Raw genomic sequence first — 26,361 nt, forward strand, 5'->3', positions numbered from 1 at the left:
CGGCTTACATCTCACTTGGCAGCGGTGGCTGGAGCTTGCTTGCGTTCGGTAATGATGTTCAGGAATTTCACACCGGCCATTTCCAGACTATCAATGATTTCATTGGTCTTGGTTTGCAGGTAGGTGTGCAGCAGCAGCAGTGGAATGGAAGCGATCAGACCGAATGCCGTAGTGTTCATCGCAACCGAAATACTCTGGGACAGCAGAGCTGCTTTTTCAGCAGGAGCAGCGTTGGCTACCGCGGTGAACGCAGCGATCAGACCCATAATGGTACCCAACAGACCCATCAGGGTTGCGATGTTGGCCAGGGTCGCGATGTACTGGGTGCGTTTTTCCAGCTGTGGCAGAGCTTCCATCAGACCTTCTTCCAGCGCGTATTCGATTTCTTCACGACGCTGGGAGCCAGGGATGCGGGCGATAGCAGCAGAGAAGATGTTGCCCAGCTTGCTGTTGGATTCGTTGGCGTAGTTCAGGGCAGCACGCATGTCACGGCTTTCCAGCATTGGCAGAATTTCTTCGAAAGTGTTGCGGTTGGCAGAACGCTCGCGGCTCAGGTAGAGCAGACGTTCGATGGCAATAGCCAGACCGATCGCCATAACGACAGCGATCGGGTACATGAACGCACCGCCCTCTTGAAAGAAGCGAATGATGGAATCCATAAATATCCCCCAAATGTTGGTATAAAAATCAATGACTTAAAGGTTTTGTGTTTGTGCTGCAGACTGTATACAGCAAATTGCATGCAATTGTTTGACGATCACCACAGAGATACCAGAACAGGTATCAACTGCGATGGTCAATCTTTCCTATTCCCTGGTTCCCTATCGCGTACCTTTGGTTTCCTGAGTCAGGTTGCCAATTCCTCGCTGGAAGCGCTGTGCATAGTCACTTTCCAGCTGGAATTTGCGGGGGTGCAGTGGAGTTGCATCGCTAAAGTCCTTCTGGTAACCCTCAATCGGTTCGAACGGAATTTCGATATCCGGAGTGGATTTCCAGGAGGTGATGGTCATGATACTGGTATCTTCGCTACCGCCCATAACCGAGATGCCTTCGAGTTTGACAGTGTCAGCACTCATGGCAGGTGCAGCCAGCAGCAAGCTGCTGGCAACAATCAGGAAAGATCTCATTCTGGGGAGTCCTCAGTACTGGCTTCGGTCGTCACGGCTTCTTCCGCTGTGGCTGCCGGGGTTTCTGCCGGAGACTCGCTGGCTGGTGCTGTACCGGCTGTTGAGCTGGAAGAGGCAAGACCATACCGGGTTTCAAGGTCCTGAATCCAGATGGTCAGATTGGCATCCGCCGGTTTGCTCAAACTCTGGGCAATACGATACTGCTCAACAGCATGGGCATAATCACGCAGGTAGAGGTCGTACAGAATACCCAGATTGCGGTGCAGGTCAGCATCCTGACCGTTACAGGCGATAGCATTCTTATAGGCAATTTCTGCCTTGCGGAATTGCCCCTGTTCACGGTCTACCAGACCTTCCACTCCGAATATCGGGCAGAACTCGCTATTGAGCGCACGTGCTTTGGCAAGACTGCTCTGGGCATCTTCATACTTGTTCAGATGGTACTGTGACAAGGCTAGGTTGACCCAAATTCCCGGATAATCGGGGTACTTCTCGGACATTTGTTGCCAATGAGTCAGCGCTGGCTGGTATTTGCCACTTTTCAACAGACCCAGGCCATGTTTATAGAAGCCTTGCATCTGCGGATCCAGATTGGCATCAGTTTTGGTGGTGACGGTCTGGTCGGTTGGTGCCGCCTGTGTGGTTTCCAAGCTGTCTTGACGGCTGGGCGAAGATGCACAGCCGGTCAGCAGCAAGGCAGCCATCAGGAAACTAGCGAATTTCACTGACATAGTTCACAGCCTTTTCTTCCTTGCGGTACTGGGTCGGTACCAGATCTGCCATTACCTCGAAGCTCTTCTTGACCCATTCGTCATAGATACCTTCGTAGGTACGATTGATGTTTTTCATGTGGATGTTGACCGCAGCTTCTTCGAACGGATAAGCCTGGTCTTCCAGCAGGAACTGGTACTCTTCCAGCTCCAGATCATCCATACCTTTTGGACGCTCAGACTTCAACAGTGACTGTGCCAGTTCGGTGTAGAGCTGGGCAATCTGATAAGTCGAGGCTGTAGTGTATTCCTGTACTCCGGATTCTACGGCTTCTGTGTACTTGGCTTGAGCATCCTGCAGTGCCTTGTTCTTCACTGGTACACTCTTGTTGAGTGGCAGCGTCAGACGGATGGACTCGTATATCTTGCGTTCATCCTCGGCGGATTCATACAGGGCACCAGCAGCCAGGTAACGTGAACGTTGGGTCTGGTTCGGACCAGCGTTGCGGTTCAGACGAATGATCTGATCCAGCCAGTAACGACGGTTCTCAGCGTTGTTGTCCTTGCCATACAGTTCCTGCAGCTTGTTGGCCGCTTCAATCAGTGGATCAAATGGCTGTTGATAGTTGTTGGCATAGCGTTTGTACATCAGCAAGGCATTCTTGTTATCACCTGCTTTTTCGTAGTACTCAGCGGCCTGGAAGGTGGCAATCCGTTTTTCTTCAGGACGGCTGCCTTCACGGGATACTTCTTCCAGTGCGTTAGCAGCTTGCTTCCATTTGCCTTGTTTTTCGTACAAATACACCAGCTTGGCCGGAATATCGGCACTCAGCTTGTCACGTGGGTACTTGTTCTGGAACTCTCGCAGGGCGTTTTCGGCACCCGCGTAGTCGCCGGCTTCCAGCAAGAGGGTGGCGGCGTCGTATTCGGCAATTGCGGTGTTTTTACTGCCAGGAGCAACATCACCAATACGTTTCCAGTTGGCAACGGCCTGTTCGTAGTTACCGGAAGCCTTGGCTTCTTCACCCTGTTTGTAGATCGCTGCCGCAACCTTGTCGCGCAGTTCCTGGCGGGTCTTGTTGTCGATCTTCTGATAGGTGAGGGCATCGCTCAGTGCCTGTTCCGATTCAGGGTACAGACCCAACTCGAAGGCGGAGTGGCCACGAACCAGTGCTGCACCATAACGGTGCTCGTCACTCAGGCCATCACGCATCTCCCACGCCAGACGAGATACTTCCAGTGCTTGCTGGTAGTTGTGATCTGTCAGGAATTGCTCTGCAGTTGCCACCAGAACCTGACCACGTTCCGGGTGGTTAGGGTAGTTACGAACAAAGCTCATGGAGTATTGGGCAGCCTGCTGGCGCCATTCAGCTTCTTCGCCGTCGTTCGGCTGATAACGGTTATAAGCGAGAATAATAGCGTAAGCGGCTTCGGCAGCTTGTGGGCTGTCCGGGTAGTTGTTGACGACTACCATATACTGATCGCGAGCACGTTTGTAGTTGCCCAGCTGGTAATAGATCTCGGCCAACAGGAAGTTGGCTTCAGCGGCATCGGCGGCATCCGGGAAGCTGCGAATATATTCGTCATACCATCTGGATGCATCGGCAAAGTAACGAGCGCGTTCGGCCTTGTCCTTACTCTGCTGTGCAAATCCATGGTTGAACTTGGCCAGGTCGAGAAGATAAGCGGCCAGTGGGCCTTTGATGGTTTCGCGAACTTTTTCGTCGTGGTTTTTCCAGTATTCACTGTTCATACCAAAACGCTCGATGTATTCACCCGCGTACTGGCGTTTCAGTAATGGATAACCGGCAGCATCAAAGCGGCTGACAATTTGCTGGTAGTAGCCAGGTGCACGGTCACTGTCTGGGTGGCGTTGGGTAAACGCCGTCAGGGTGGTTGCGCCTACCTGATAGTACTTCTGTTCGTAGTACAGGTCGGCCAGCTGTGCATAAATCAGGTATTCGTAGTTGCGTTCACCGTGTTTGTCGAAGAATTTGCCGACTTCCTCTGATTCTCCGATATAGGTGAAAATCACTGCCATGGCATGGACGGTATCACTCAGAATCTCACGCTCAACACCTTGTGCACGATCGATTTGTGATTGACTGTTGAAGTCTTCATCCATCACTTTGGCAAAAGCATCCAGACTGTCATCGTAACGGTTCTGTTTGAATAGCGACCAGCCGATCATATAACCGGCGTTGACATAATATTTGTTGCCGCTGCGGCCTTTTGACTGCAAGCGCGCAAACGATGCCTGGGCATCGGTGTAACGGTCTTGACGGTACAGTAACTGACCCAGGCGGAATTCACTGTCAGTGTAATACGGTGACAATGGGTATTCCTTTACCAACTGTTGTACGGTTCGCACGACATCATCGGTGCGACCCGCCATGGTGTAGGCTTTGGCCAGCTGATACAGCACTTCATCGTTGCCAGCCTGGTTCGGAAACTCTTTCAGCACCCGTTCGTAGTCGGCAATACTGGCCTCCAGCTGTACTGGATCCATATTGACATCTTCATTGGTTTCACCCATCCAGGCCGCTTCCTGCTTTTGCATTCGCATGGCCGCGACGCGACGGGATGCCAGAGCTTCCACTTCCTGGCCCTGTACCACTTCGAGATAGGCCTGATAGCGTTTGATAACGTCTTCGCTGGTCACCACCAATGGTTCACGGGATGGTGATTTCAGAGCGTGATAACCAAGATCTGCGATGTTGCCCTGATCTCGATTCTGGACGTTACTGCAGCCAACGCTGGCGAGCAGGCAGGAGGATACGGCGATCCACGCCAGTGAGCGTCGGTTATTGATCATCACCCAGACCTCCGGTTTTGGCATTACGACGCAGTTCTGTGTCATACAGACGGGCGATGGAGAGGCGGGTGGTCGCCAGATAGTCCTTCAGCCGGCTTTTCAGCATGTCCAGATGCTCTCTGGCGGTTGCAACAACGCGCATTTCCTGCTCGCTGCGCAGCTGCGCCAGATGTTGTTCAAGTTGTTCAAGTTTTGTGTAAGTGGCGGCCATACTGCTCAGATGGCTATCGGTATTGGCGTAGAAGCTGGCCATCTGGTCTTGCATGGTACGTGCAGCATTAATCTGCTCGTTCAGTTCTTTAGCCTGTTTCTGACGGGCTCGCAGGTCTGCTTCTGCTGCCGCGCGACGTTCTGGTTCTTGCTCGTGAACTTGCCATTTGGCAAGTCCGGCCAATAACATTGCACGGTTTGCTTCTCGCGCACTGGCTTCTGTGTCGGTACCCGCTTCGAGTATCAGGCTTTCAATATGGGCAATATCGGCTTTTTCACTGTCGGTAGCGAAGCGGAATGGCTGTCTGTATTCGGCACGCAGGGTATCAACACTGGCCAGAATGCTGTTATCAAGTTCATGCAGGCGTTCGGTGGCAGCATTGATATCTGTCAGCAACGCACCTTCGGCAAATCGACTGTTGTTATCACTGGCTTCAGTCTGAAGATTTTGCAGATATTGCTTACGTTCCGTTACCCAGTTTTGCATCGCGACTACGTCCTGTAGCTGTTGCTGTGCTGTAATAAACGGCGCAGTGCTGAACAGGCTGATCAGTGCCCGACTGGTTCGGTCGTCCTGCAGATTGTGCAGGGCTGGATGCAAGGCATCGTCTTCGTTACCAGATGTTTCTGGCAGACGTTTTTCCCACTGTTGAATCCACGCCAACAACAATGCGTCGTCGTTGAGGCGGTCGATCTGCTCGAGGCCAGTCAACATGCCTTTTTCAGCGTATTCGTAAACGTGAAGTGACTTGATTCCACCCTGCATCAGCTCGGCGACGTACGCCGTGGCCATCAGAGACTCCAGTACACTGAGATTGACGATTGGGTAGTTGTCCTGCAACACCCGCCATGGTTGCAGTGCTTGATCGTATTGCCACTGCTTGGACAGGGCCCAACCGTATTGCAACAGACCATCCGGAGTTGCCGAGCTATTCTTGGATACATTCCGCAGGTAGTGAACGGCTTCTGGATAATGTTTTTGGCGCATTTCGTAACGGCCAGCAGTTACCAGGAAACGATCACGCAGAGAGCGTTCGTTGTAGTCGTCCGGTGTGATGCTGATTTCGTTTTTGATGAATTCGGCCAGTTCATCAGAGCCAACGTCCTGGCGCATCATGGCCAGCATCAGGTTATAGCGGGCAAAACTTTGCCAGCGTGTGCCCGCGGTCATTTTGTCCAGTTCGCTGTGAGCTTTGTCGAGCTGGTTCTGTTGCGCGCTGGCGGTTACCTGAATGTAGTGTGCTTCCTGAACTTGATCCGGGGTCAACAAACCCGATTCAGAAAGGGCTCGGTCGGCGAGCTGGAACGCTTCTGGCCAATGGTCATTTTCAGATGCGCGCTGGGCCAGCGCAAACCAGGTAATAGCGGTACCAGGCTGGCGGGCTATTCCATTGTCGCCCAACATGGCAATTGCGTGAGACTGCATTCCAAGATCCATCAGACCATCGGGCACAGTACCCAATATGTCGGCATCCAGTAATGACAGGTCGGCGCGTGAGTCTGTCAACGCAGCGAACTGGTCTCCGGAAAAATAGTGGTACAGATAGATACGCTTGCTCAAGGCATGTTCTCGTGGAGTAGCCTTCACACCGGCAGCCACAGCTGCCTGGTTCAGTTGCTGCACCAGGTCTGAACCGGCCTCTGGGGACTCAGCAGTCGCACTGCTGGCCCAGGCCGCGGCCGATATGGCCAGAGCGAGTAATCCCAGCTTTTGCATGTGTTACCAGGTCCTGAGGGTGGCGACAGCGCTTCTCTGCGCTGCGTTATCAACGATGGACAGCAGCATTTTCAGATGGGTTTCGCCTTTACGAACGATTCCTTCGTACACCAGGTCTCGTTCCTGCTGACGTTCATCCATGCCATGAACCACAATTTTTACGCGGTGATTACCCGGTGCCATATCAATGGCTGGCAGTGGTTGTACACCACCAAACGCCAGTGCCTGAACATCCGCCTGGGTGTAAACGTAACTGATTGGAGTGATTCCCGCGCCACTGACCTTGAGAGTCAGTGGTTTGAAAAAGCGGCCGCCACTGACGGCGACATACAGTGAAGCCTTGGTGCTCACCGGGCTGACCAGACGATCCTCGATTTCGGAAATTTCATTACCGATTTCGATAACAGAGCGTTTAGCCGACTCAATTTCCAGTTGGGCATTGTCCTGGGTTTCTGCCACGGCCTGGGTCATCCCCAGTATCCACAGCATCCCTGCAGCCAAAAACTTCATAACCACCTCATCAACGTTGACGTTCCAGACCAGTGCTCGACAGCCAGGAGGCCAGAGCGCGATCGGTGAATTCCAGATTTCTGTTCAGGTTGCCGACCAGTATGCGGTCGAGAACCCCTTCCGGGCTGATCAGCATGACTGCTGGTACCGGACTTACCTTCCAGGCGCCTGGCAGGTGGCTATCGTTGATCAGCTCGGACATCCCGCTGAGGGTGTCGCGTGGATAACTGTCTCCGTCAGCATCGCGAACCACACGTACAGTCAATGATGGATAATCCTTGCTGTAACGTTTGGCCAGGGCTTCGTATTTCGGCACTGCGTCACGGCAGACAATATTGCAATCGCCAACCCAGATCAGCAGAACCGGTTTGCCCAATTGTTCGCGCAGGCTGAATCCATAACCACGTGCTGCGGGCAAACGCAGGTCACCGGGCTTGTCACCGACCAGAAGGGCAGTGTTATCCGATTCGGCTGCATTAGCCTGTGATAATCCCAGTACGGTCAGGATCAGTAATAGAATCCGGCAGTTAAGCCCCATTGCAGACCCCTGTGAGTACCCACTTTGTTAAGAACATCGTCGTTGACCCGGAAATAACGGGTGTCGATGCCGATCCAGTAGTCGTCCTTCAGGATTTGCAGTGAGGTACCAAATCCGTAGTACATACCGTTGTTGCCACCAGTGAACTGTTGACCCAGAACGGCGTCCGCGTTGAGTTTCCACGGTACGTAGGTTTCACCACCGTCGAAGCTGGTCAGACCATTAAGCAAGGTGTAACCCAGACCCGCGTTGAATACGCGGAAGGTACGACCAGAGCTCATGATAACGGTACCTGAACCATCGGTGATTTCCGGGTTGTCGAGGGAGTCAACACTCACTTCGGCACCCAGCAGGGCATCCCAGTTTTCGCTCACGTGGTAACGTGCATTGCCTGTTACCAGAGTGTGCTCACCGAAGGCAGTGGACGCCTGGCGGGCAAGACCAAAACCGATCAGACCGTTGCGGGTCGGGATGGTGTCGTTAAAGCCCAGATTACGCGGGGTTGGCTCGAAAATTTCATCGGAATCCGGACCGGCTTCACCAGACAGCAGCGGCAATATACTGGCCATTACGTCGGCGTCATCCAGCACGGATGTGCTGTTATCAGTCTCGCTCGCACCAACGGCTTCTGATTTGCGTATTTCGCCCAGCAGGCTGGCCATTACCGCAGGATCGTTCAGAACCTCGGGATTGCTATCCGGCTTGTTACCAACACCCTGCTGGGCAGCCAGCAGAGGGAACAAGCTCTGCATTACCTTGGTGTTGTCCAGAGCTGACGTGTCAGTCGGCGGAACGTAAGTATTACGCTGACCTTTGGCCGCTGCGTCAGAACTGGTTTTTTTGCCCAGCACACCCAGCAGATTTTTCAGCACTTCTGGATTGTTGAGTGTGGAATCGTCAGTCGCGGCATTTGCCAGTGGCGCTACTGCGAGAAAAAGACCCAGTACCAGACTGGATCGGTTCAGAAACGGATTTTCCATACGAGGCCCAACGCTCCATGATTTGCACTGTTGCCAGACAGGGCTTGTTGCATTTGTACCCGCGCCCCAATGCTGACTTTGTAATCGATATTCCAGTTGATGTCGGAAGTGGCAGTTACCAGCGGAACCATGATGGAATCGCCATCATTGTCCCAACGGTGTGAACCCGCGCCATTCTTGCCAACTCCAACTCCCAGAAAACCATCCCAACTCCAGTGACCATTTTCGGCAAACGGTTGGTGCAGACCAGCTTCCAGAGAATGCCAGTCACGACCCTGGTTAGTCGCACTGGTCAGACGGATGGTGAAGTCCTGCTCCAGTGCACTGAAATTCAAACCGACGCCAAGGGCATTTTCGGTAGTGATACTGACTTCCGCCTGTGGTGCCTTGTCATCATGATCGATGAACTGCAACGGTTCTGGACGGTTGATGTGTGGAGCCTTTTCAAGGTCGTAGATATTGATCCAACCTCGGTAATTACCTGCCTGCACGTACAACCAGTCGAGCTGACGTTCCAGAGGAATCAGGGCCGTATCAGAAGGCAGATCCGTAGTGATCGGGTACGAGGACGATGGACCAATTCGGAGGTGCAGTGGCTCGGCGTTCGCAGCTTGAACAAGCCCGACGGTGAGAGCCAGTGCCTTGATAAGAGTGTACAACCCACCGATGCGCGGCACGGGTTGCTGCTGTATTTCCAGAGTCGCCTGCATGTCGGCACCAGTTCCTTGTGTAAATTACCAGCTATGGCTTTGGCACAACGCGTGGGAGTATGCTCACCCACTTTTACTGCGTCAACACGTCGTGCCAATCCTGTTACCAATCGTAACTTTTTGTATATTCAGTAGCCAGCAAGTGCCGGAAATGCCGACTAACAAGCTGTTGAATTGAGAACTGCATCACATATATGTGGGGATTTTCGGTCTGAATTGGCCAGATTCTGTTTGTGTCGAATTTTGACCAGGGGTCAGTTAGCACATGGTTGGCCATGCAGTCGTGTCATGTTATTCGTAGTGTGCATTATCTCCGAGCCCTGTTACAGGATGGCGGCAGATTTTACCTGGGCCCATACCCGTTTGCCGGGCTCCAGTTGCAGGCTGCTGGCGGAATAGTGGGTCATTCGTGATAACAGCGGTGTTGAACCCACCAGTACCCGCACCAGCACAATACCGGGATCATCGGCTGCGGCGATGGCATCGACCTGACATGGCAACAAATTCACTATGCTGCTGTCGTGATATTCCGACAATGCCAGACTGACGTCTTTGGCCAGCACCTGAATCCGGACTCCGGTGCCGATGACGCGGTCGTGCTGACGAATACGCAATTCACCACCGGCAAATCCGAGCGTGGTCAGATGCCACTGGAAATCATGGCTGATGACCTCACCCTCAATCACCACGGCGGCTTCCGTCCCCAGACCGGCGACATCGTCCATACTCGACAGGGTTTCCTGAAGGGTGCCACTGGCGCGCACGCGGCCATCCTGTAGACACACCAGATAGTCTGCCAGACGTGTCACTTCCTGCATGGAGTGAGTAACGTAGAGGACCGGCAAGGAAAGTGCTTCCTTGAGGTTTTCGAGGTAAGGGAGAATTTCCTGCTTGCGTTTGTCATCCAGCGACGACAAGGGTTCGTCCATGATCAGCAGACGGGGTTTGTTGAGTAACGCGCGGGCGATGGCGACCCGCTGGCGCTCACCACCGGATAATTGATATGGACGACGGGCGAGGGTGTGGCCAATCCCCAGCATCTCGATGACCTGATGGATTTCTGCAGGGCTGACCGTGGTTCGTGCACGTTTGATGGCGTAATCGAGATTGCCCTGGGCGCTCAGATGCTCAAACAGGCTGGATTCCTGGAATACACAGGCGATCCCGCGTTGCCAGGTGGGTACAAACGTCTGGCCGGTTTGCCAGGTTTCCGTCCCGAAGCGCACCTCACCGCTGGCACGTTCCAGTCCGGCGATACAGCGCAATAGTGTGGTTTTGCCGGAACCGGAATGGCCGAACAGCACACTGACACCGCGTTCCGGGAAGGTCAGCTGTGCTTGTAGCGAAAACTCACGGCGTTGCAGATTGAGATCAACACTCAGGGTATTGGTTGTCAGGGTAGTCATCCGCGTTTACCCATTCCGGCCAGGCGCTGGCTGTTATAAAGCAACAGCAGGGCAGCAAAGGAAAAAATCACCATCAGTAATGACAGGCTGTGAGCATGGGCGAAATCCAGAGCTTCAACATGGTCGTAAATCTGGACCGAAATGACTCTGGTCTGGCCCGGAATATTGCCACCCATCATCAGCACCACGCCAAACTCACCAACCGTATGGGTAAAGCCCAGCACGGCAGCGGTGATAAACCCCGGCCGGCACAGAGGCAGTACCACGCTGAAAAAGGTATCCAGCGGCGAAGCGCCCAGAGTGGCGGCCGCTTCCAGCGGACGGCTACCCATGGCTTCCATGGCGTTCTGGATCGGTTGCACCACAAACGGCATGGAATACAGCACCGATGCAATCACCAGACCGGCGAAGGTAAAGGGCAGGGTGCCGAGCCCGAGACTCTGGGTGAGCTGACCAACCGGGCCATTCGGCCCCATGGTAATCAGCAGATAAAACCCCAGCACACTGGGCGGCAACACCAGCGGCAGGGAAATCACCGCACTGACCGGACCTTTCCAGCGGCTGCTGGTGCGTGCCAGCCACCAGGCCAGCGGTGTGGTGATGATCAGCAGGATCACCGTTACCAGGGTTGCCAGACGCAGGGTCAACCAGATTGCCGACCAGTCGGCGGCTGACAAGCCGAATTCCATAACATGTCCTTGCTACTGGCCCATATCATTTTTATGCATGGGCCATGTTTACCGTGACTGACAGGCGTTCGCCTCAGTGAGCGGCCGTCGGTTGCGCAGGCGCCTTGTGATGGCGCAGCAGCTTCAGACACATCACATTGGACGCCAGTTCCACCGCGGTAAAACCGTCGATGGTTTGTGCTGTGGTATCGGCATCGTGCCCCAGCAGCCAGGCCACCCATTCCGCTTTGCCGGCAGAGGCCGCATACATCAGTGCAGTCGCACCGTTGTCGTTGCGATTGTTGATATCAACACCGGCTTCGATCAGGCGTTCGGCAATGCGGAAACTGCTGCTGACTACCGCCGCCCACAGGGCATTGGTGCCATCCATATTACGCTGATTTACATCCACACCCGCCGCCAGCAGCTCTTCGACGACATATTCGTGGTCCATACGGCTGGCGAGAATCAGCGGGGTGTCCTGGTAACGGCCCGGTTTGTCCGGTGCGGTTGGGTCCAGTTTGTGTTCTTGCATCCATGAAACGGTTTCAGGGCTGAACGAATAGCTCATCTGTGTGCCTCCACTGCAGTTGCACTGGCAAACCCCTTGCAATCTCCAGTCCGGCGGCCGGAGGTTTGTCGATATCCGGCCGTCGGGGCCAGAGCGCTGATTTTTACGGGGTTTTGTCACGTCGTATAGTGTCGCCAGTCATGATTGGTGACATCGATTGTGCGAAATCCAACAAAGCGAGCGCGACAAATGGCCTGACTGCGACAATTTTATCCGCCAGCAGGAGATGCTTATGCTCACACATCGGATTGAAAAAGGTGATGCGGTTTACGCACTGGTCACCATCGGAAACGACGGCTCGGTTCCCAATACCGAGGCCGACGAAGTATTTGCTCGCCCCGGTGACATGGGGATGCTGATCAACACCGGTCATCTTGAGGAAGACCCTTCACAATTGCTGTATCTGGTGTCCTTTGCCTTGCCCAGTGGTGAAATGGGGCCGCCGGTAACCTGTTTGCCAGAAGAGCTGAGTGCCGAGCGCCCTGTTATGGCCTGATTATGGCCGGATTGAGAGATACGCTGGCCTGCTGCGATGATTGTTCCATGTGGAACCATTCATCGCCGCGCCTGACATCCACGGTGTTACGATTCGACCATCTGTTCTGAACCGGGGGAGCCATGAACCAGCCCGATGACCCCGCTGCGCTGACCAGCCTGTGGCAGTACCACCAACGCAGCAAACACCATCTGCAGCGTTATGCGGCAGGCCCCGACAGCATCGACTGGGATCAGCAGCCTGATCCGTTCCGTCGTTATGACGGTTGTGAGTTGATACATCTGCCCTTACAGGCGGATGCCGAAGTGTTCCCGTGGGCCGCCGTCTGGCTGCCTTGTGTCTTCGAAGCCCGCTCGTCCTCCCTGATCAGTCTGAGCCTGTTGCTGGAGCAGTCGCTGGCGCTGTCGGCCTGGAAACAGTACGGCAGCAGTCGCTGGTCGTTACGTTGCAACCCGTCCAGTGGCAATCTGCATCCGACCGAAACCACCTTGTTGCTGGCGGGTATCGATGGTCTGGCCGATGGCGTTTATCACTATCGGCCGGATTTGCACGCACTGGAATTGCGGGCTCGTCTTGGCCAACCATTCCCGTACCGTGGCATCTGGCTCGGTTTCAGCTCGCTGATCTGGCGGGAAGCCTGGAAATATGGCGAACGCGCCTGGCGTTATTGTCAGCACGATGTTGGTCACGCTCGTGCCGCCGTTGCCTTTGCTGCCCGCACGCTCGGCTGGTCGCTGGCACCTGTGAGGTTGGACGATACAAGCCTTGAACGCCTGTTGGGGCTGGCTGCGATTGTGGCTCCGGCTGAACCGGAGTGTGCCGACTGTCTGCTGGCGCTCGGCCCCGACAGTGTGGCCGTGGATTCTGCCACGCTGGTGCAGGCATGGCTGACAGCACTTGCCGATGTTGAATGGCAAGGTCGTGCCAGTGTGGTGGATGTGCGGCATCTGTATCAGTGGCCGGTCCTGGACGACGCCGTCCAGCTGGCGCGTATAGCGGATACCACTTCCCCGCAGGTTGCGGATGAGCTGTCGGAATGGCCAACACCATTAGTGAGCCACAGCGACCACACCGCCGCCCGGCTGATTCGCCAGCGCCGGTCTGCTCAGGCCTTTGATCGTCAGACCCTGATGCCGCAGGCGGATTTTTTCACCCTGCTGGACCACAGTCTGCCGCGGCCAACGCTGGCACCCTGGCACAGCCTGGCTCATAACGGCGCGGTGCATCTGCTGCTGTTTGTGCATCGGGTTGAAGGTTTGCCATCGGGTTTGTATGCCCTGCCACGTAACGGTGCGGCATTGGCGGATTTACAACAGACCCTGCGGGAAGAGTTCCAGTGGCAGCGGGTCGAGCAAGCGCCTGCCCATTTGCCGCTCTACTGTTTGCTGGAAGCCAAAGCCGAGCGCACCGCAGCGCGTTTGTCATGCCAGCAGGCCATTGCTGCTGACAGCTGTTTCAGCCTTGCCATGTTGGCTGATTTGCAACCGATGGCCGAACAGCCCTGGTGGTATCGCGAGTGTTTGCAGGAAGCGGGTGCCATCGGCCAGCAGCTGTATCTGGATGCGGAAGCCTGTGGTTTTCGTGGCACGGGTATTGGTTGTTTCTACGATGATGCAGTACATGAGTTGTTGGGGCTGACGGATGAGCGTTGGCAAAGTCTGTATCACTTTACGGTGGGGGCGGCATTGCATGATCCGAGGATTGTGAGCTGGCCTCCGTATCGGCGTTAGCTATTGGCGTCTGGCTGGGCCGCGATCGGATCGCGTCTGGCGTCTGGCGTCTGGCGTCTGGCGTCTGGCGTCCGACTTCAGACTTCAGGCGCTTTGCGGCTACTCGGCTTGTTAATTGTCGAGGCTGTTTGCCCTCTTGGGGACCTTGTCCCCCGGCCGGGTCGGCCGTTGCGGTGAATTCCGGCTCGCCCAGATGGGCATTTGGCGGCCAGCTGCGCTGGGTGAGATTAGTGTTGATTGATACGGTTCGTCCGACGTCTGGCGCTTTGCGGCTACTCGGCTTATTAACTGGCCCGGCTGCTTGCCCTCTTGGGGGACCTTGTCCCCCGGCCGGGCGGGCCTCCCCCTGCTTTTGCCCGACTGGGCTCGTGCCTCCGAAATTCACCGACAACGGCGTTTCGACCCCGACCCGATGGCACGTCCTTGTGCCAACGGGTCTGGCGGGGCATCCATGCCCCGGCCGGGTCGGCCGTTGCGGTGAATCCCGGCTCGCCCAGATGGGCAATATCGTAGCCAGCTACGCTGGGCGAAATCGGTGTTAATAAATGCTCTCTTGTAGTGTGGGCATTTATGCCCATAAAAATCCTGATCGACACCCGACACCCGACACCCGACACCCGACACCCGACACCCGACACCCGACACCCGACACCCGACACCCGACACCCGACACCCGACACCCGACACCCGACACCCGACACCCGACACCCGACACCCGACACCCGACACCCGACACCCGACACCCGACACCCGACACCCGACACCCGACACCCGACACCCGACACCCGACACCCGACACCCGACACCCGACACCCGACACCCGACACCCGACACCCGACACCCGACACCCGACACCCGACACCCGACACCCGACACCCGACACCCGACACCCGACACCCGACACCCGACACCCGACACCCGACACCCGACACCCGACACCCGACACCCGACACCCGACACCCGACACCCGACACCCGACACCCGACACCCGACACCCGACACCCGACACCCGACACCCGACACCCGACACCCGACACCCGACACCCGACACCCGACACCCGACACCCGACACCCGACACCCGACACCCGACACCCGACACCCGACACCCGACACCCGACACCCGACACCCGACACCCGACGCCCGACACCCGCCTTTCTGTCGCAGCTCGTACAAGCCTTTGTCGTAACCCTGCCATGAGCGGTCGGTTGTCGTGTTTGCAACATAACTCTTTAGAGATAATCCATTAAAAATCAATGATTTATTGGCTGGCCTCCGGTTTGCAATATTCCTTCTGAGATACCCGGCAGGAGTCGGGATGATTCGGTCGCGCAAGTGATCGGCAGCCGCGAGGGGACACCATGAAAGCAAAAGACATTGCCGAGCTGTTGGATGAACCGGCTTGTGAGCACAACAAGAAGGAGAAGTCCGGTTGTGCCAAACCCAAGCCGGGGGCGACGGATGGTGGTTGTGCTTTTGATGGTGCCCAGATTGCGTTGTTACCGATTGCGGATGTTGCTCACATTGTCCATGGGCCGATCGCCTGTGCGGGCAGTTCGTGGGACAACCGTGGCACCCGTTCCAGTGGTCCAACCCTGTACCGGATCGGTATGACCACCGATCTGACCGAGCAGGATGTGATCATGGGGCGGGGTGAAAAACGCCTGTTTCATGCCATTAAACAGGCGATTGAGGAATACCAGCCGCCAGCGGTGTTTGTATACAACACCTGCGTGCCAGCACTGATGGGCGACGATGTGGACGCTGTCTGCAAGGCAGCCGGGGACCGTTGGGGGGTTCCTGTTGTCCCGATTGATGCCGCAGGTTTTTACGGGACAAAAAACCTGGGGAATCGTATCGCCGGTGACGCCATGGTGCGTTACGTGGTGGGCACTCGTGAACCGGACCCTGTGCCTGTTGAGGCAGCTGCTCGGGGTGTTCCGGTGTACGACGTCAACCTGGTGGGCGAATACAACATCGCTGGCGAGTTCTGGTATGTGTTGCCGTTGCTGGAAGAACTGGGCATCCGGGTGTTGTGCACTCTGTCCGGTGATGCCCGTTTCCGGGAAGTGCAAACCATGCACCGGGCGCGGGTGAATATGATGGTGTGCTCCAAAGCCATGATCAACGTTGCCCGCCAGTTGCAGGAGCGTTTTGGTACGCCCTGGTTTGAAGGCAGTTTTTACGGCATTACCGATACCTCACAGGCGCTGCGCGACTTTGCCCGAGTGATCGGGGATGCCGATCTGATTGCTCGCACTGAAGCCCTGATCACACGGGAAGAAACCCGTATTCGTGCAGAACTGGAGCCGTGGCGTGCGCGTCTGGCTGGCAAGCGGGTGCTGCTCTACACCGGTGGCGTGAAGTCCTGGTCGGTGGTGTCGGCCCTGCAGGATCTCGGCATGAAAGTGGTGGCCACCGGCACCAAAAAATCCACCGAAGAAGACAAGGCGCGCATCCGTGAGCTGATGGGCGACGACGTCAAGATGCTCGACGAGGGCAGTCCGCGCGCACTGCTGCAAACCGTCCACGATTACCGGGCTGACATTTTGATTGCCGGTGGTCGCAACATGTACACCGCACTGAAAGCCCGTATCCCGTTCCTCGATATCAACCAGGAGCGTGAATTCGGCTACGCCGGTTATCAGGGCATGCTCGAACTGGTACGCCAGCTGGCGCTGACACTGGAAAGCCCGATCTGGGAAGCGGTACGGCGGCCAGCACCGTGGGATTGCCGTCCGCAGGCGGAACGGTTGGACACCTGTCCAGCGGCAGCCAGTTCTGCCAATAGTGCGCTGCCAACCCCATTGCCTGCCGCTGTTGCCAGCAGTTCCCGTATGGCCAGCTGAAACCGTCACCCCAACGGCAAGGAGCACCTTATGACCACCATCATCAAACGTAACAAGGCATTGTCGGTCAGTCCGTTAAAAACCAGTCAGACTGTGGGCGCGGCACTGGCCATGCTGGGAGTGGCGCGGGCGGTGCCATTGATGCACGGCTCCCAGGGCTGCACCGCGTTTGCCAAGGTATTTTTTGTCCGTCATTTCCGGGAGCCGGTGCCGTTGCAGACCACTGCCATGGACCAGATCAGCTCGGTGATGGGGGCGGACGACAACATTGTTGAAGCCCTGAAAACCATCTGCGAAAAAAGTGCACCGGCGTTGATCGGGCTGGTTACCACCGGTCTGGCCGAAACCCAGGGCGCGGATATCCAGCGCGCCGTCAAAGAGTTCCGGGTGGCGTATCCGCAGTTTGCCGAAACGGCAGTGGTGGCCGTCAACAGCCCGGATTTCTCCGGCAGTTTTGAAAGCGGTTTTGCGCTGGCTGTACGGGGTTTGTTGCAAACCCTGGTGGTGAGTAAGGACGCGCAGCCATGCCGTGTTGGCACCCGACCTCGGCAGGTTAATGTCTTGTGTGGTGGCAACCTTACGCCCACCGATATCGAGTGGGTGGCGGAAAGCATCGAACAGTTTGGTCTGCGGCCGTTGTTGATCCCGGATTTGTCCGGCTCGCTGGATGGTCATCTGGCCGAGCAGTCGTTCAGCCCGGTGACCACCGGTGGCGTCAGTGTGGATGACATCCGCACCGCCGCCGACAGCATCGCCACCCTCGCGATTGGTGAAAGCCTGTTTGCCACTGCCGATTGGCTGCAGGAACACACGGCAGTACCGGCTTACCACTTTGGCCATCTGATGGGGCTGGATGAAGTCGACCGCTGGCTGATGTGCCTGTCGCAACTGAGCGGCCAGCCGGTGCCAGAGCGTTTTCGTCGGCAGCGCCAGCAACTGCAGGACGCCATGCTTGATACCCATTTCATGATCGGTTTTGCCCGTATCGCGATTGCCTCCGACCCCGACATGCTGGCCGGTTTCTGTCGTCTGGCGCAGCAGATGGGGGCTGAGGTTATCAGCGCCGTTGCACCGGCTCGCGGCGCGGCGCTGGAGAGCCTGGTGGCAAGCGGTTTGCCGGTGCGTATTGGTGATCTCGAAGACCTGGAAGCCGAGGCCCGTGAGCGCCATGCCCAGTTATTACTGACCAACAGTCATGGCGTGGCCAGTGCCGAACGGCTGGGGATTCCGATCTTGCGGATCGGTTTCCCGCAGTACGACCTGGTGGGGGGTTTCCAGCGTGGCTGGTTTGGTTATCGCAATACCGCCCAGACCCTCTTTGATCTGGCCAATCTGGTGTTGTCGAACCATCACGACATCCAGCCGTATCACTCGATTTACCGCGCCGCCGAAACACTCGCAGCACAGGAGCTGTTGGTATGAGTCTGACCCGGCGCCTGACAGTGGTGGCCGATAACCAGCAGGACCTGTTTCTGAAGGTCGCGTTTGCGACCTCGGACAACCGTCTGGTGGACCAGCATTTTGGCTCAGCCAGTGCGTTCGCCCTGTATGGCGTTAACCCGGAACGGGCGCAGTTGCTGCAGATTATCGCCTTCTCTGCACAAGAGCGCGAAGAAGACCGGCTGGCCGACAAACTGGCGGCGCTGGATGACTGTATTGCCGTGTATTGCCGCGCCTGCGGAGCATCGGCGGTGCGGCAGTTGCAGGTGCGCCATATCCAGCCGGTGAAGGTTAACGACGGTGCTGAAATCCGCGATCTGCTGGCCGCCTTGCAGCAGGAATTACGTGAAGGCCCATCCAGCTGGCTGGCCAAGGCGATCCAGCGCCAGCGGCTGATGGTGAGTGGATTTGATGCCATGGAAGCCGACGGCTGGCAGGAATAAGACGGGCGGCCTGACCTCAGTTCAGGTCGCCCAGACTCAGGCCCCGAAGCACGGGCCCTATCAACAGGAGAGCCCCATGAGTGAGCAAGTTGTTGACGCCGGTAACGAGCTGCTAACCAACCCCTACGTGCGCCAGATTGTGGTGCAGCTGCGTGCCCTCGACAGTTATGGCACCTACGACACCTGGACCGATGACAAGGTGCTGGACCCCCTGATTCTGACCAAGGAACGCCGCCGAGAGATCCCGGTGGTGGGTGATCCGGATGAAACCGTGGTGGCACGGGTGAAGGCTTATTACAACGCACTGGCGGTCAGTATCGAAGCCCAGACCGGCCTGATGGCGGTGCCCTTTATCAACCTCACTCACGAAGGGTTCGGTCGGGCCCTGATCATCATCGGCAAGCTGGTGGTGCTGGATAAAACCCTGCGTGACATCCATCGCTTCGGGTTTGATTCACTGGAAAAGCTGGTTGAGGACATGGACAAGCTGGTGCTGAAAGCCGTGACCCTGACCCGTGAACACGAAGCCGTCGCCACCCTGTAAGTGACCCGCAGCAACGGAGATCTGAGCATGAGCCCTGATGACATCAAAGCCCTGAAAAAAGAAGCCAGCACTCGCAAGCGTCTGGCCAGCGACATTGCCTCGGAAATTCACGATCTGGTGGAAGACCGCTACTGGACCGAGTTTAACGATCTGCCAGCGCTGGCGGCTGAAGCCATTGCCGCCTGTGAAGCCTGGCAAACCGCGCAGACCGCTTATGAACAGGCGGCCGCCAGCGAAACCGTCTGACCCCGGCAGGGTAACTCGCGCGTGTTGAGACAGCGGCGGCCCTGGTTGGCCGCCCCTGATAATAACGGCCCGCAGAGGCCGCCGCCCGTCAGTGGGCAACCGTGACCATAACCGTCCGCCCGTGCGGACACTGCAGACAGGAGAGCCGCATGGCTGACGTGATCACCGGCCGCACCCGCGGGGGCGCACAGTGGGTGCCGGAATTTGTAACCGCCCTCAACCCGGAAACCTGCATCGGCTGTGGCCGTTGTTACAAGGTTTGTCCTCGCGATGTGTTTGATCTGGTCGACCGCGCCGACGTGCTGGATATGGACGACAGCGATTTCGACGATGACGACGAAATGAAGGTGATGACCATCGCCAACGCCGAAGACTGTATCGGTTGTGTGTCCTGCGCACGGGTCTGTCCGAAAAACTGCCACACCCACGAAGCCATGGCGGGGTAATCAGCATGTCAAAACCGGAAATCCACGTATTTGTCTGCGGCCAGCAACGTCCGGCCGGACATCCACGCTCCAGCTGTGGAGAAAAAGGCGCGGCGGCAGTGCTGCAGATGTTCTCCGAGCGTCTGATCGCCCGTGGCCTGTTCAACAAGGTGTCTCTGGTGACCACGGGGTGTCTGGGGCCCTGTCGGGCCGGTGCCAACGTGTTGGTGTATCCGGGCGGCACTCTCTACATGGCGGTCAGCAAGGACGACATTGAACAGATCATCGACCAGCACCTGATCGGCGGGGAACCTTATCTCGACAAGGTCGCCCCGGATCAGGTCTGGGGTTAGGAGCCGGTTATGAATATCCACGCTGAACAGGTCACCCTCGCCGAACGCGTGCAGCAGGAGAGCACCCGTATCCGGCGTGTACAGGATGCCCTGCTCGATGAGCTGGAGCGTTTTGGCCTGCAAATCCATGGTGAGGGGATTCGTCAGCCATTCGCCAGTGTGCGCTTGCAGGAAGACCCGTTTGATCATTCGGTAGCGCTGATGGGGCAGTGGCGTAATCCACTGGGGATGAATCAGGGCAGCATCCAGATTCTGGAAAACGGTCAGGTGTTTGCCGAATTTGATGTGCTGGTGGTGCATCCACAGCGCCCCGCCTGGTTTATTGAAGCGGTGACCGCCTGGGGAAACGACAAGGGGATAAAGGCTGAATTACGGCTGATTCCGGTGCCGGGAGCCTGAAGATGACGGCGCAGGATCACCCGCATCCTCCATCCCTTCTGGCCAGCGCTGCCGATTGGTGCGGCTGTTATGCGCGCATCGAACAGCAGGCGTTGCAGATCGCGGCGGATGCCGTGGTGGAGCGGGTAACCCTGGGACTGAACTGGAGTGTGGTGGATATTCGCCAGCACGACCGGCTGGCCACCGGCATCTGTTTCAGTCCCATTGATCCGCCCCGTAATTTGCCGTGGCCGGGCAGTTTGTGTGGTCGCCCGGTGGCCGAACTGGCAGGCTGGTTAACACACTGGGACAGCACCGAAGCCGTAGTCGGCACCGCGGTGTGTAATGCTGCCATCAATCTGGCAACACCCTCGCTAACATCGAGGATTTCCCTCGACAACAACGCTCCTGGCCATTTGCGGGTGTTTGAGCATTTTGCGCCGCAACTGGCAGGCAAGCGGGTGGTGGTGATTGGCCGTTATCCAGGTATGGAGCGGTTTTCCGGGCGTTTTGACTGGGACTGCATTGAACGCAAGTCCAGTGATCAGAGCCTGCCCGACAGCGCTGCCAACTTCCTGATTCCATCGGCCGACTGGGTGTTTGTGACGGCCAGTAGCACTGCCAACAAAACCCTGCCACACCTGCTGATGTTATGTGCCCAGGCGCGACGTACCCATACGCAAACGCTGGTGCTGATGGGGCCAAGTTTGCCCTGGATGAGTGATTGGGCTGAATGGGGCGTGGATTACCTGGCCGGAGTTCGCGTGCAGGATAACGGCAGGCTTCACAGTATAGCCGCTGAAGCGGGCGGCACCCGGATATTCGAGCAGGCAGTGGGGTATGAATTGCTGAAATTGTAATGCTCTCTCCTGGCTGATGCGCTTGTGGGGTTTTGAAATGGTTTGTCCTGAACGGAACCCGATGAATGCCGACAAAGGTCGATTTCTAACCAGCATCGGGGTTGTTATAGTCAGCGCATCCCCATCCAGGGCAACAAGGAGCTCGCCATGAACCATCTGCACGTTCTGATCACCGGAGGGGCCAGCGGTATTGGTCTCGGCATCGCGGAAACACTGGGCCAGAAAGGCGCCCGCATCACCATTTCAGACATCAGCCAGGAAGCACTCGACCGTGGTGTTGCCCACCTGAAAGAACTGGGCATCGACGCCAAAGCCGTCCAGGCGGATATGTCGAAGGTGGAAGCCATTGATGCGATGGTGGCCAGTCTGGCGGCGGACCCGGTGAACGTGGTGGTCAACAACGCTGGCCTGCAATACGTATCGGCACTGGAATCCTTCCCGGCCGACCGCTGGAAGCTGTTAATCGACGTGATGCTGGTTGGTCCGGCCATGCTCAGCCGCGCTGTGTTGCCAGCCATGCGCGACAAGGGCTTCGGTCGTATCATCAACATCGGTTCTATCCACAGCCTGGTGGCATCACCGTACAAATCGGCCTATGTCGCCGCCAAACACGGCCTGATCGGCTTTTCCAAAACCCTGGCGCTGGAAACCGGTGATACCGACATCACCGTCAACACCATCTGCCCGTCCTACGTAAAAACCCCGCTGGTGGAACAGCAGATCGCCGCCCAGGCCCGTGAAAACGGCATTTCCGAAGACGAAGTGATCGAAAAAATCATGCTGGCACCAATGCCGAAAAAGCAGTTTATCGACATCAGTGAAATCGCCGAAACCGTCGCCTTCCTCGCCAGCCCCGCCGCCCGCAACATTACCGGCCAGGCCATTGTCCTCGACGGCGGCTGGACCGCGCGTTAATTCCAACTCCGAGTCGGATAACGCCTTCGGTCGGGCGGCGCTCCGCTCTTCCGACCTACGGTTGGTAGACTGATGTAGGTCGGAAGAGGCCGCGTAGCGGGCGTTATCCGACGCCATGCGGTTTTTCTCTAATTGGTGACCCCTTTTGGTTTAACCCGCCATCGGCCATTCCGGATTACCAGTTGGTGTTTTTAATCGTAGGTCGGAAGAGCCCGCGTAGCGGGCGTTATCCGACACCATGCGGTTTCCTCCAATCGGTGAGCCTTTTGGGTTTTCCATCGCTTTTTGTCTTTCCGACCTACGTGAATATGGGTTAGCCGGGATATGTTGGCGGCGTGTACTAACAGGGATTTTTGTATGCGCTATCGACGTTTTTATGTGTCGGGTGGGACATATTTTTTTACTGTGAATCTGGCGGATCGGCGTTCGCTATTACTGGTGGAACGGGTCGCCGAGTTGCGGGAGGTGGTGCGTCGTGTGAAAGCGTTGCGGCCTTTTGTGATTAACGCCTGGGTGGTACTGCCGGATCATATTCATGCTGTCTGGACGTTACCCGCAGGCGATTCCGATTTTTCCGGGCGCTGGCGGGATATCAAAACCCGCTTCGCCAAAGTCATCCCTGCGACTGAAGCTTTATCGGCAAGCCAGCACCAGCGCCATGAACGTGGTATCTGGCAGCCTCGCTTCTGGGAGCATTGCATCCGTGACGAGGAGGATTACTGGCGGCATCTGGATTATGCGCATTGGAATCCGATGAAACATGGTTATGTGCAACGGATTCAGGATTGGCCATATTCCAGCTTTCATCGTGCGGTGACAGAAGGGTTGTATCCGCGTGATTGGTGCGGCGAGATACTCGTGCGCCCGCCGGTCAGATAACGCCTTCGTTCTTCCTCCTGGTCGGATAACGCCTTCGGTCGGGCGGCGCTCCGCTCTTCCGACCTACGGTTGGTAGACTTATGTAGGTCGGAAGAGCCCGCGTAGCGGGCGTTATCCGACGTTTACCCCGCCCTTACCAACAGCCGACGCGGTATCCATACCAATACACCGAGCAGGCTTAGCAACAGCAGCAACCACTGCGGTACCTGCATTGCCAGATGGGCGAGCAGGTCCATCAGGTTACCTTTCCAGGCCATTTTGCTGGTGCGACTGACAATCAGGGTGAAACGCAGCGCGCCCAGTTGATCGAGCATACGCAAACCGTTCTGGCCAAAGGTGGCCGCCAGTTCAACGGCCTGTTGGCCGTGAAGCGCCGCGAGGCGGGTCAGTTCTTGTGCAGAGTTGCCCACCAGGCGATACAGAATCACGCTGTTGTCACCGAAGGTGCGGGCGAAGCGGGCCATATGGCTGAGGTTGTCGGCGTTGCTGGTCTGCTTTAACAGACGCAGGCCGCCGGGGGTGTGGGCGAGGGTGCTGACGTCGCCTGCCAGCCCGGCCAGGCTGGCAATACTGCGCGATTCACGGGCAGCGCGGGCGCTATCCAGCAGCGCATTGCCCAGCCATTTTGGCAACATACCAAGCTTGTGGGCGGCCTTGACGGTCGCCAGTTCGGTTTTGGTCGAGGTGGTGGCCACCGCAGCCGGTGCGGCGGCGCCAGCCGATGCAACGGTTCCAGCGCTGCTGGCGGCCTGGGCGGCACTGGCAACAACGCCGATGCTGGCCAGGGCGACCAGCACTTCATCCACTTCCTCACCTTTGGCCAGATGCAGGCCTTCGCCAGCCAGATCGCGAATATCCCCAATCACAAACAGGTCGCTGGCGACCCCGGCCACCAGGCCGAGGGTTTCATCACTGGTGCCCGTCAGCAGACCTTCACCCACTTTTTTGAGCTGATAACCCCAGCTGTTGCGAACCTCGTCGATCTGGCGCGCCAGCGTCTGCGCCTGCGGATTAGCGCTGACGTAGTCGTAATGCATAAAGAAACCCAGATATTGCGCGGCTTCGGCGTAGTGGTCGGTATTTACCAGCTCACGGGTGTGTGGCAGTGGATCGGTTTGTACCAGTGCATCCAGCCCCAGTGCGTATTTTTGCCAGAGGGCTCCGGCGGCAACAGCGGCCAGTAACAGCAGGGTCAGTTTTAACAGCAGGCGCAACATCGGTACAGAACTCCATTTCATAAAAGGCCTCCGCAGTGTAACGCCAGTGGGCGACAGGGGGGATGTTTGTGTTGGTCGGCAATTGCTGTTGTCTGCCTTTGTTCGGTGTTGTCGTATCCCCGACAAAGCTTTGCTCTGGTGGTTTTTGCGACACCTGATGTCGTGCTTGCTACAAATTCAACTATTTGAATTTAAAAGACTTTTATCTGCCTGGTCGGCTGGCACCGGGGTTGCACTGTCTAATTCATACGGCTCCGACAGAGGGCCTCGAACTCAGCGAAACAGTGCATCAAGGAGATACCACCATGCTCATCATGACTGACAGTGCGGTTTCTGCAGTACGTCGTTTTATGGACAGCACCCAGGCTCCGATTGTGGGGTTGCGGATCAAGGTCGAAGGCGGCGGTTGTTCCGGTTTCCAGTACGGCATGAAGCTGGAATCCCAAGCGGAAGATGCCGACGAAGTGTTCGATTTTTCCGGTGTGAAGGTGTTGGTGGATACCACCAGCGCGCCTCTGCTGAACGGTGTCACCGTCGATTTTGTGGATGGCCTGGAAGGCAGTGGCTTCAAGTTCCACAACCCCAATGCCTCCAATAGCTGCGGTTGTGGCAAGTCCTTCAGCTGCTGATCCCCGGGTTGTCCCGTAACCCGTAACCCCAATCGAATTCGCGGAGCCAATACCATGTGGGATTATTCCGAAACCGTTAAAGAACACTTCTACAACCCGCGTAACGCCGGTGCTGTGGCGGAAGCCAACGCCGTGGGTGACGTGGGCTCCATCAGCTGTGGTGATGCCCTGCGCCTGACGCTGAAAGTGGAGCCGGATACCGAGGTGATCCTCGATGCCGGTTTCCAGACCTTTGGTTGTGGTTCTGCCATTGCCTCGTCTTCCGCTCTGACCGAAATGGTAAAGGGCAAAACCCTCGATGAAGCCCTGACCATCACCAACCAGGACATCGCCGATTTTCTCGGTGGTTTGCCACCGGAAAAAATGCATTGCTCGGTGATGGGCCGTGAAGCCCTGCAGGCCGCGATTGCCAACTACCGCGGTGAAGAGTGGGAAGACGACCACGAAGAAGGCGCTCTGGTGTGCAAGTGTTTCGCCATCGACGAAGTCATGATCCGCGACACCATCAAGGCCAACAACCTCAGCTCCATCGAGGACGTCACCAACTACACCAAAGCCGGTGGTGGTTGTTCTTCGTGCCATGAAGGCATCGAAAAAATCCTCAGCGAAGAAATGGCGGCTCGTGGTGAAACCTTTGTGCCGGGTGCGGTGGGCAAGAAAAAAGAAGGGGTGGTGAAACTGAAATCACCCAAGCCGGAAGCTGCACCAGTGGTGGCCGCTGCCAAGGGCAAACTGACCACCGTTCAGCGTATCCGCGTGATCGAAGAGGTTCTGGAAGGACTGCGTCCGGCTCTGAAGGCGGATGGTGGTGACGTTGAGCTGATCGATGTCGACGGCAAGAACATCTACGTGAATCTGGTGGGTGCCTGTTCCGGTTGCCAGATGGCGGCCATGACCCTTGGCGGGGTGCAGCAGAAGCTGATCGAAACCCTCGGTGAGTTTGTAAAAGTGGTGCCTCACAGCGAACGCCCAGTGGCGATTGAAGGAGTCTGAATC

Annotated in this window: 28 protein-coding genes; 15 read left to right on the forward strand and 13 right to left on the reverse strand. The window is 56.8% G+C overall.

What is annotated here, in order from left to right; genetic code table 11:
* Positions 1–11: 11 nt before the first annotated feature.
* The 12 genes from OUO13_RS10435 to OUO13_RS10490 form a co-directional block, all read right to left on the reverse strand.
* Positions 12–659 carry a MotA/TolQ/ExbB proton channel family protein gene (locus tag OUO13_RS10435; protein WP_283173826.1) on the reverse strand — a complete coding sequence of 216 codons (648 nt, stop codon included), beginning with the start codon at positions 657–659 and terminating at the stop codon, positions 12–14.
* Between the two features lie 162 nt (positions 660–821).
* On the reverse strand, positions 822–1,127 hold the full coding sequence (locus OUO13_RS10440) for a hypothetical protein (protein WP_283173827.1): 306 nt from the start codon (positions 1,125–1,127) through the stop codon (positions 822–824).
* The gene (locus OUO13_RS10445; protein WP_283173828.1) at positions 1,124–1,858 is read right to left on the reverse strand and encodes a tetratricopeptide repeat protein; all 735 of its coding nucleotides are present in this window, start codon (positions 1,856–1,858) and stop codon (positions 1,124–1,126) included. The genes OUO13_RS10440 and OUO13_RS10445 overlap by 4 nt, the downstream gene beginning before the upstream one ends.
* Positions 1,839–4,652 (reverse strand): tetratricopeptide repeat protein, encoded by a 2,814-nt coding sequence (locus tag OUO13_RS10450; RefSeq protein WP_283173829.1) that lies wholly within the window; start codon positions 4,650–4,652, stop codon positions 1,839–1,841. The genes OUO13_RS10445 and OUO13_RS10450 overlap by 20 nt, the downstream gene beginning before the upstream one ends.
* On the reverse strand, positions 4,642–6,579 hold the full coding sequence (locus OUO13_RS10455; protein ID WP_283173830.1) for a tetratricopeptide repeat protein: 1,938 nt from the start codon (positions 6,577–6,579) through the stop codon (positions 4,642–4,644). Before OUO13_RS10455 ends, OUO13_RS10450 begins: the two co-directional genes overlap by 11 nt.
* Positions 6,580–6,582: 3 nt before the next feature.
* Positions 6,583–7,089 carry a hypothetical protein gene (locus OUO13_RS10460; RefSeq protein ID WP_283173831.1) on the reverse strand — a complete coding sequence of 169 codons (507 nt, stop codon included), beginning with the start codon at positions 7,087–7,089 and terminating at the stop codon, positions 6,583–6,585.
* Between the two features lie 10 nt (positions 7,090–7,099).
* Complete coding sequence (locus OUO13_RS10465; RefSeq protein ID WP_283173832.1) at positions 7,100–7,627, reverse strand: thioredoxin domain-containing protein; 528 nt, start codon at positions 7,625–7,627, stop codon at positions 7,100–7,102.
* Positions 7,597–8,607: a hypothetical protein gene (locus OUO13_RS10470; protein ID WP_283173833.1), complete on the reverse strand. Its 1,011-nt coding sequence runs from the start codon at positions 8,605–8,607 to the stop codon at positions 7,597–7,599. The genes OUO13_RS10465 and OUO13_RS10470 overlap by 31 nt, the downstream gene beginning before the upstream one ends.
* Positions 8,589–9,317: an SH3 domain-containing protein gene (locus tag OUO13_RS10475; protein WP_283173834.1), complete on the reverse strand. Its 729-nt coding sequence runs from the start codon at positions 9,315–9,317 to the stop codon at positions 8,589–8,591. Before OUO13_RS10475 ends, OUO13_RS10470 begins: the two co-directional genes overlap by 19 nt.
* A 323-nt stretch (positions 9,318–9,640) precedes the next feature.
* Positions 9,641–10,723, reverse strand: coding sequence for a molybdenum ABC transporter ATP-binding protein (gene modC, locus OUO13_RS10480; protein ID WP_283173835.1), 1,083 nt, complete (start codon positions 10,721–10,723; stop codon positions 9,641–9,643).
* Positions 10,720–11,412, reverse strand: a complete 693-nt coding sequence (gene modB / locus OUO13_RS10485) for a molybdate ABC transporter permease subunit (RefSeq protein WP_283173836.1) — start codon at positions 11,410–11,412, stop codon at positions 10,720–10,722. The genes modC and modB overlap by 4 nt, the downstream gene beginning before the upstream one ends.
* A 73-nt stretch (positions 11,413–11,485) precedes the next feature.
* Positions 11,486–11,962, reverse strand: a complete 477-nt coding sequence (locus tag OUO13_RS10490; protein WP_283173837.1) for an ankyrin repeat domain-containing protein — start codon at positions 11,960–11,962, stop codon at positions 11,486–11,488.
* 232 nt (positions 11,963–12,194) lie between these two features.
* Between OUO13_RS10490 and OUO13_RS10495 the strand changes: the two genes are divergently transcribed.
* From OUO13_RS10495 to OUO13_RS10555, 13 genes are all read left to right on the forward strand, one after another.
* The gene (locus tag OUO13_RS10495; RefSeq protein ID WP_283173838.1) at positions 12,195–12,458 is read left to right on the forward strand and encodes a nitrogen fixation protein NifZ; all 264 of its coding nucleotides are present in this window, start codon (positions 12,195–12,197) and stop codon (positions 12,456–12,458) included.
* Positions 12,459–12,580: 122 nt separating this feature from the next.
* Entirely contained in the window at positions 12,581–14,188 is a 1,608-nt protein-coding gene (locus OUO13_RS10500) for a SagB/ThcOx family dehydrogenase (protein ID WP_283173839.1), read from the forward strand.
* A 1,360-nt stretch (positions 14,189–15,548) separates the two neighbouring features.
* Positions 15,549–17,036, forward strand: coding sequence for a nitrogenase iron-molybdenum cofactor biosynthesis protein NifE (gene nifE / locus OUO13_RS10505; protein WP_283173840.1), 1,488 nt, complete (start codon positions 15,549–15,551; stop codon positions 17,034–17,036).
* Between the two features lie 30 nt (positions 17,037–17,066).
* Positions 17,067–18,458, forward strand: a complete 1,392-nt coding sequence (gene nifN, locus OUO13_RS10510; protein WP_283173841.1) for a nitrogenase iron-molybdenum cofactor biosynthesis protein NifN — start codon at positions 17,067–17,069, stop codon at positions 18,456–18,458.
* Positions 18,455–18,919, forward strand: a complete 465-nt coding sequence (locus tag OUO13_RS10515) for a NifB/NifX family molybdenum-iron cluster-binding protein (protein ID WP_283173842.1) — start codon at positions 18,455–18,457, stop codon at positions 18,917–18,919. Before nifN ends, OUO13_RS10515 begins: the two co-directional genes overlap by 4 nt.
* 76 nt (positions 18,920–18,995) lie before the next feature.
* On the forward strand, positions 18,996–19,463 hold the full coding sequence (locus OUO13_RS10520) for a NifX-associated nitrogen fixation protein (protein WP_283173843.1): 468 nt from the start codon (positions 18,996–18,998) through the stop codon (positions 19,461–19,463).
* A gap of 27 nt (positions 19,464–19,490) precedes the next feature.
* Positions 19,491–19,709, forward strand: coding sequence for a CCE_0567 family metalloprotein (locus OUO13_RS10525; RefSeq protein WP_283173844.1), 219 nt, complete (start codon positions 19,491–19,493; stop codon positions 19,707–19,709).
* A gap of 149 nt (positions 19,710–19,858) precedes the next feature.
* Positions 19,859–20,155: a ferredoxin III, nif-specific gene (fdxB, locus tag OUO13_RS10530; RefSeq protein WP_283173845.1), complete on the forward strand. Its 297-nt coding sequence runs from the start codon at positions 19,859–19,861 to the stop codon at positions 20,153–20,155.
* A gap of 5 nt (positions 20,156–20,160) precedes the next feature.
* A complete protein-coding gene (locus OUO13_RS10535; RefSeq protein ID WP_283173846.1) occupies positions 20,161–20,487 on the forward strand; it encodes a (2Fe-2S) ferredoxin domain-containing protein in 327 nt (108 codons plus the stop codon).
* A 9-nt stretch (positions 20,488–20,496) separates the two neighbouring features.
* Positions 20,497–20,886 carry a hypothetical protein gene (locus tag OUO13_RS10540; protein WP_283173847.1) on the forward strand — a complete coding sequence of 130 codons (390 nt, stop codon included), beginning with the start codon at positions 20,497–20,499 and terminating at the stop codon, positions 20,884–20,886.
* 2 nt (positions 20,887–20,888) lie between these two features.
* Positions 20,889–21,725, forward strand: coding sequence for a DUF364 domain-containing protein (locus tag OUO13_RS10545; RefSeq protein ID WP_283173848.1), 837 nt, complete (start codon positions 20,889–20,891; stop codon positions 21,723–21,725).
* Positions 21,726–21,872: 147 nt separating this feature from the next.
* On the forward strand, positions 21,873–22,640 hold the full coding sequence (locus OUO13_RS10550) for a 3-hydroxybutyrate dehydrogenase (protein WP_283173849.1): 768 nt from the start codon (positions 21,873–21,875) through the stop codon (positions 22,638–22,640).
* Positions 22,641–22,997: 357 nt separating this feature from the next.
* Entirely contained in the window at positions 22,998–23,519 is a 522-nt protein-coding gene (locus tag OUO13_RS10555) for an REP-associated tyrosine transposase (protein WP_283173850.1), read from the forward strand.
* Positions 23,520–23,641: 122 nt separating this feature from the next.
* On the opposite strand, the gene OUO13_RS10560 is transcribed toward OUO13_RS10555, so the two are convergent.
* The gene (locus tag OUO13_RS10560) at positions 23,642–24,757 is read right to left on the reverse strand and encodes a hypothetical protein (RefSeq protein ID WP_283173851.1); all 1,116 of its coding nucleotides are present in this window, start codon (positions 24,755–24,757) and stop codon (positions 23,642–23,644) included.
* 284 nt (positions 24,758–25,041) lie between these two features.
* On the opposite strand from OUO13_RS10560, the gene OUO13_RS10565 reads away from it, so the two are divergent.
* Complete coding sequence (locus OUO13_RS10565) at positions 25,042–25,365, forward strand: HesB/IscA family protein (protein WP_283173852.1); 324 nt, start codon at positions 25,042–25,044, stop codon at positions 25,363–25,365.
* A gap of 54 nt (positions 25,366–25,419) precedes the next feature.
* Entirely contained in the window at positions 25,420–26,358 is a 939-nt protein-coding gene (gene nifU / locus OUO13_RS10570; protein WP_283173853.1) for a Fe-S cluster assembly protein NifU, read from the forward strand.
* The last annotated feature ends 3 nt before the right edge of the window (positions 26,359–26,361 follow it).

The organism is Parathalassolituus penaei (assembly GCF_026626885.1).
GTDB classification, from domain to species: domain Bacteria; phylum Pseudomonadota; class Gammaproteobacteria; order Pseudomonadales; family Oceanobacteraceae; genus Oceanobacter; species Oceanobacter penaei.

Bases quoted from the DNA above. Each gene is read 5' to 3' on its own strand.
- OUO13_RS10435 (WP_283173826.1), bottom strand. From the start codon at position 659: ATGGATTCCATCATTCGCTTCTTTCAAGAGGGCGGTGCGTTCATGTAC.
- OUO13_RS10440 (WP_283173827.1), bottom strand. From the start codon at position 1,127: ATGAGATCTTTCCTGATTGTTGCCAGCAGCTTGCTGCTGGCTGCACCT.
- OUO13_RS10445 (WP_283173828.1), bottom strand. From the start codon at position 1,858: ATGTCAGTGAAATTCGCTAGTTTCCTGATGGCTGCCTTGCTGCTGACC.
- OUO13_RS10450 (WP_283173829.1), bottom strand. From the start codon at position 4,652: ATGATCAATAACCGACGCTCACTGGCGTGGATCGCCGTATCCTCCTGC.
- OUO13_RS10455 (WP_283173830.1), bottom strand. From the start codon at position 6,579: ATGCAAAAGCTGGGATTACTCGCTCTGGCCATATCGGCCGCGGCCTGG.
- OUO13_RS10460 (WP_283173831.1), bottom strand. From the start codon at position 7,089: ATGAAGTTTTTGGCTGCAGGGATGCTGTGGATACTGGGGATGACCCAG.
- OUO13_RS10465 (WP_283173832.1), bottom strand. From the start codon at position 7,627: ATGGGGCTTAACTGCCGGATTCTATTACTGATCCTGACCGTACTGGGA.
- OUO13_RS10470 (WP_283173833.1), bottom strand. From the start codon at position 8,607: ATGGAAAATCCGTTTCTGAACCGATCCAGTCTGGTACTGGGTCTTTTT.
- OUO13_RS10475 (WP_283173834.1), bottom strand. From the start codon at position 9,317: ATGCAGGCGACTCTGGAAATACAGCAGCAACCCGTGCCGCGCATCGGT.
- modC (WP_283173835.1), bottom strand. From the start codon at position 10,723: ATGACTACCCTGACAACCAATACCCTGAGTGTTGATCTCAATCTGCAA.
- modB (WP_283173836.1), bottom strand. From the start codon at position 11,412: ATGGAATTCGGCTTGTCAGCCGCCGACTGGTCGGCAATCTGGTTGACC.
- OUO13_RS10490 (WP_283173837.1), bottom strand. From the start codon at position 11,962: ATGAGCTATTCGTTCAGCCCTGAAACCGTTTCATGGATGCAAGAACAC.
- OUO13_RS10495 (WP_283173838.1), top strand. From the start codon at position 12,195: ATGCTCACACATCGGATTGAAAAAGGTGATGCGGTTTACGCACTGGTC.
- OUO13_RS10500 (WP_283173839.1), top strand. From the start codon at position 12,581: ATGAACCAGCCCGATGACCCCGCTGCGCTGACCAGCCTGTGGCAGTAC.
- nifE (WP_283173840.1), top strand. From the start codon at position 15,549: ATGAAAGCAAAAGACATTGCCGAGCTGTTGGATGAACCGGCTTGTGAG.
- nifN (WP_283173841.1), top strand. From the start codon at position 17,067: ATGACCACCATCATCAAACGTAACAAGGCATTGTCGGTCAGTCCGTTA.
- OUO13_RS10515 (WP_283173842.1), top strand. From the start codon at position 18,455: ATGAGTCTGACCCGGCGCCTGACAGTGGTGGCCGATAACCAGCAGGAC.
- OUO13_RS10520 (WP_283173843.1), top strand. From the start codon at position 18,996: ATGAGTGAGCAAGTTGTTGACGCCGGTAACGAGCTGCTAACCAACCCC.
- OUO13_RS10525 (WP_283173844.1), top strand. From the start codon at position 19,491: ATGAGCCCTGATGACATCAAAGCCCTGAAAAAAGAAGCCAGCACTCGC.
- fdxB (WP_283173845.1), top strand. From the start codon at position 19,859: ATGGCTGACGTGATCACCGGCCGCACCCGCGGGGGCGCACAGTGGGTG.
- OUO13_RS10535 (WP_283173846.1), top strand. From the start codon at position 20,161: ATGTCAAAACCGGAAATCCACGTATTTGTCTGCGGCCAGCAACGTCCG.
- OUO13_RS10540 (WP_283173847.1), top strand. From the start codon at position 20,497: ATGAATATCCACGCTGAACAGGTCACCCTCGCCGAACGCGTGCAGCAG.
- OUO13_RS10545 (WP_283173848.1), top strand. From the start codon at position 20,889: ATGACGGCGCAGGATCACCCGCATCCTCCATCCCTTCTGGCCAGCGCT.
- OUO13_RS10550 (WP_283173849.1), top strand. From the start codon at position 21,873: ATGAACCATCTGCACGTTCTGATCACCGGAGGGGCCAGCGGTATTGGT.
- OUO13_RS10555 (WP_283173850.1), top strand. From the start codon at position 22,998: ATGCGCTATCGACGTTTTTATGTGTCGGGTGGGACATATTTTTTTACT.
- OUO13_RS10560 (WP_283173851.1), bottom strand. From the start codon at position 24,757: ATGAAATGGAGTTCTGTACCGATGTTGCGCCTGCTGTTAAAACTGACC.
- OUO13_RS10565 (WP_283173852.1), top strand. From the start codon at position 25,042: ATGCTCATCATGACTGACAGTGCGGTTTCTGCAGTACGTCGTTTTATG.
- nifU (WP_283173853.1), top strand. From the start codon at position 25,420: ATGTGGGATTATTCCGAAACCGTTAAAGAACACTTCTACAACCCGCGT.